Raw genomic sequence first — 3651 nt, 5'->3', positions numbered from 1 at the left:
TCGCCTCGATACCGTTGAATGGTCTGGTACATCTAAGTCCACCCCCATTAACCGGCAGGGCTGTTTCATTATAGAGTAAAAAGGTGTATATTGAAGCAATAGCCCGAAAAAATGGCATAATTCCCATTATATACCCAAATTATGGAGAAAAGCTGAATCGACTATCTCAAAGAAATACCATTACATCGCAGTCCTCATGGTCTTCGTCATCCTCTATGGCTAGTGCTTCTAATTATCATTATGGGGATGATGAGTGGTTATTGGGGTTATCGACAATTGGGTAGATTTGTGGAACGCCACCGCACAGCAATTTTTTAGTAGACTGAAAATTCCTTGTGCTCGTGTTCCTTCTTATTCAGCAATCAGAAGGGTCATGATTAATTTAGATTACGAAGAACTCCAAATTGTATTTAATCAATGGAGTAAACAATATAGTATAATTCCATCTAATGAATGGATATCCCTGGATGGTAAAAGTCTCAAAAATACCGTGAGTAACTACGATCAGGCGCAACAAAACTTTATCAACTGTGTTTCGGCTTTGTCTTGATGCAGTCGCTCATGGGGGAAACCCCCAAGACCGCGCTGCATCGCTTGCTCATCAAAGAAGATTAGTTTTAGGGGTAAAAATGATGGAAAACAAACGGGAAAGCGAAATTCCCGTCGTTCGCGACTTAATTAACTTATTAGATTTAACTGGTGTAGTCTTTACTTTTGATGCTCTTCATTGTCAAAAAAAAACTCTGGCAGCTATCGTCGAGTCAGGGAATGACTATTTAGTTAAAGTCAAAAAAAATCCACCCAAATTATATCAACAAATAGAAACGGACTCAAACCAGGAAACACCACGACAAAAAGTGACCCATCATGAAAAAACTAGAAACCGTAATACTTATCGTATTATCGAAGTGTTTGAGCCACCGGAAAATCTTGATCCACAATGGATTGGTGTCGGTTGTGTGATTAAAGTCTCTCAGACGAAACCTTAGGTAGTGGAGCCTTTATGGTTGGCAGGCTATGCATAGAAGGGTTAAAACTTGTTGATTAAGGCTCCACTACCTTACGGTAACTTCAAACGCAGTGGAACTCGTGGTAATGAACCATTCAAAAGTATTAGTTATTATATGAGTTCATGCATCACCTCAATCTCGTCGTTTGATGGATGGAATTAGAGGACATTGGCTCATTGAAAATTCTCTTCATTGGGTAAAGGACGTCATCTATGAAGAAGATATTAGTCCCCAAACATCAGGATTTGCTCCAAAAAACTTATCTTTGCTCAAAACCTGGGTTTTAACCCTGATTCGAGCACATGGCTTTGATTCAATCAAGGCAGCAATCAGTGAAGCGATGCAGCGCGGTCTTGGGGGTTTCCCCCATGAGCGACTGCATCAAGACAATGAGCCATAATTTGAGGTATATCCTCAGTTTTTGGACTTAAGACTAATTATCTCTAATTATCTTCTATTTTATTGAAAATGAAACAGCCCTGCCATTAACCGGGCATAACGACTCCATCAATCCTTGGGTTTGCCTTCCTGGTAAATTCAGCAGTGAACTGATCGTACTCATGGAGCGCGATCGCTATGTCACTGTATTGGGGTGATCTGCCTCGTTTCCCTGTCTTGTGCGGATTCCACCATCCCTCGAGTACCTCCTCATCAATCGGTGAAGGTCAAACTTCCTCGGTTTTAATGGGCTGTGTTGTACTCACTCCAATTCCTAATTTTCTATTGGGTCTTGGTCAAAGCTTCTGTCATGGCTGGGTCGAGCCAAATTTTTCTCTCGAAATAGTATTGCAGCTAACTCATACTCTTTATGCAACAAAGCCCTATTTTTGTAAAAAAGAAGGAGAGTGTGGGGAGAGCGGGAAGTGTCGGAAGTGTGCGAATTTTTGCCTAATTGCATGCATTGAGATGCACCCTGTAGATTCTTACCCATATTACCTAACTGCGGTCATCTTGCCAATCTTACAACTGGTCAGATTAGGAAAGAAATTCCATTCTACTGCTGACATCACTTACAGATGCATCTTTGAATACTGCAATCAAATCACCCTCAAAATACAAAGCTGTGCTACCGGGTAAGCCATTATCAGCCTCAAGCACATCATATTGATCCGCTACACCATAGAGCTGAATCATGTCTTGAGAATCGAAGTCATCAATCTTTGCATAATCATTGTCACCCCCACCCTGGTAGAAAGCGCCATGATCATCTCCTAGGAGAAAAGTATCTGATCCACCTCCACCAACAAGAACATCAATTTCACCATTACCTCGGGAATCATTTCCAACTCCATTGAGGGTGTCATTACCGGAACCTCCAATCAAAGTGTCCTTGCCAGAGCCACCCTCAAGCAGGTCATGGTCTCCCCCACCATCAAGGCTGTCATCACCGGAACCTCCGATCAAATAGTTGTTGCCAGAGCTACCTTTTAGGGTATCATTGCCATCCCCACCATCAAGATGGTCATCACCCGAAGCTGCGATCAAAGAGTCGTTACCAGCGCCACCCTCAAGGCTGTCATTTCCCTGGTCTCCTCTGAGGTAGTCATCGCCATCGCCACCTTTAAGGAAGTCATCTCCCGCATTTCCTCTGAGGTAGTCATCGTCATCACCACCTTCGATGGTGTCATAACCCGAACCTCCGCTCAGAGTGTCCTCACCTGAACTACCTTTTAGGTTATCGTTACCTACATCTCCCATGATCCAATCATTGCCAGAACCACCCTCAAGGAAGTCATTTCCCTGACCACCTTTAAGAGTGTCATCATGATCCCCACCATCGAGATTGTCATTGCCCCAAGTTCCCCTGACGTAGTCGTTACCGGCACCTCCAACAACACTGTCATCCCCAGAACCTCCTGAAAGAGTATCATCACCCGAGCCACCAATTAGTGTGTCATTATTGCGATTACCCCAAATCTTATCATTACCGGAACCTCCAACAACACTGTCATCCCCATCACCTCCTGAAAGAGTGTCATCACCCGAGCCACCAATTAGTGTGTCATTCTCGCGATTACCCCAAATCTTATCATTACCGAAACCTCCAACAACACTGTCATCCCCAGAACCTCCTGAAAGAGTGTCATCACCCGAGCCACCAATTAGTGTGTCATTGCTTTCACCGCCCTGCTCGGTGATGCTGATATCTGTCGGAGCAATATTCTGGTTTTGAACGTTAATACTGAACGTTTTATCGTAGCTTTCACCCCCGGAGTCGGTGGTGCGGATTTTGATTTGATGAGTATTGTTGATATCAAAGTCTAAAAGACTACCATTTTTGACCTGGAGTTGATTGCCATCAATTTTAAAGCGACCTTGAGCATCATTTAATAACTGATAGCTATGGCTATCTCCCCAATCAACATCCTGAGTAGTTAGGGTAGCAATAGTGGTGCCATTTTTACTGAATTCCTTGACACTTTTGCTAGAGAGGTTAATATCAGTCGGAGCATTATTTTGGTTTTCGACTTCGATACTGAACGTTTTATCGTAGCTTTCACCCCCGGAGTCGGTGGTGCGGATTTTGATTTGATGAGTATTGTTGACATCAAAGTCTAAAAGACTACCATTTTTGACTTTTAGTTGATTGCCATCAATTTTAAAGCGACCTTTAGCATCATCTAATAACTTATAGGTATGG

The 3651-nt window shown here is 43.0% G+C and carries 4 protein-coding genes; 3 read left to right on the top strand and 1 reads right to left on the bottom strand.

Annotated features, from left to right (window positions below; all coding sequences use genetic code 11):
* Positions 1 to 156 precede the first annotated feature (156 nt).
* The 3 genes from BJP37_RS44710 to BJP37_RS24140 all read left to right on the top strand — a co-directional run bounded on the left by BJP37_RS44710 (position 157) and on the right by BJP37_RS24140 (position 1410).
* Positions 157 to 318 (top strand): transposase family protein, encoded by a 162-nt coding sequence (locus BJP37_RS44710; RefSeq protein ID WP_081431313.1) that lies wholly within the window; start codon positions 157 to 159, stop codon positions 316 to 318.
* A gap of 212 nt (positions 319 to 530) precedes the next feature.
* On the top strand, positions 531 to 989 hold the full coding sequence (locus BJP37_RS24145; RefSeq protein ID WP_143727768.1) for an ISAs1 family transposase: 459 nt from the start codon (positions 531 to 533) through the stop codon (positions 987 to 989).
* Between the two features lie 169 nt (positions 990 to 1158).
* Positions 1159 to 1410: a hypothetical protein gene (locus tag BJP37_RS24140; protein ID WP_075902580.1), complete on the top strand. Its 252-nt coding sequence runs from the start codon at positions 1159 to 1161 to the stop codon at positions 1408 to 1410.
* Between the two features lie 575 nt (positions 1411 to 1985).
* Here the strand turns inward: BJP37_RS24140 and BJP37_RS37300 are convergent.
* On the bottom strand, positions 1986 to 3651 hold a 1666-nt coding region (locus BJP37_RS37300; protein ID WP_075902576.1), incomplete at its 5' end, for a hypothetical protein.

The sequence above is a fragment of the Moorena bouillonii PNG genome, from assembly GCF_001942495.1.
GTDB lineage: Bacteria > Cyanobacteriota > Cyanobacteriia > Cyanobacteriales > Coleofasciculaceae > Moorena > Moorena bouillonii.
Note: the sequence above shows the minus strand (reverse complement) of the source record. Positions and strands in the feature narration are given on the sequence as shown.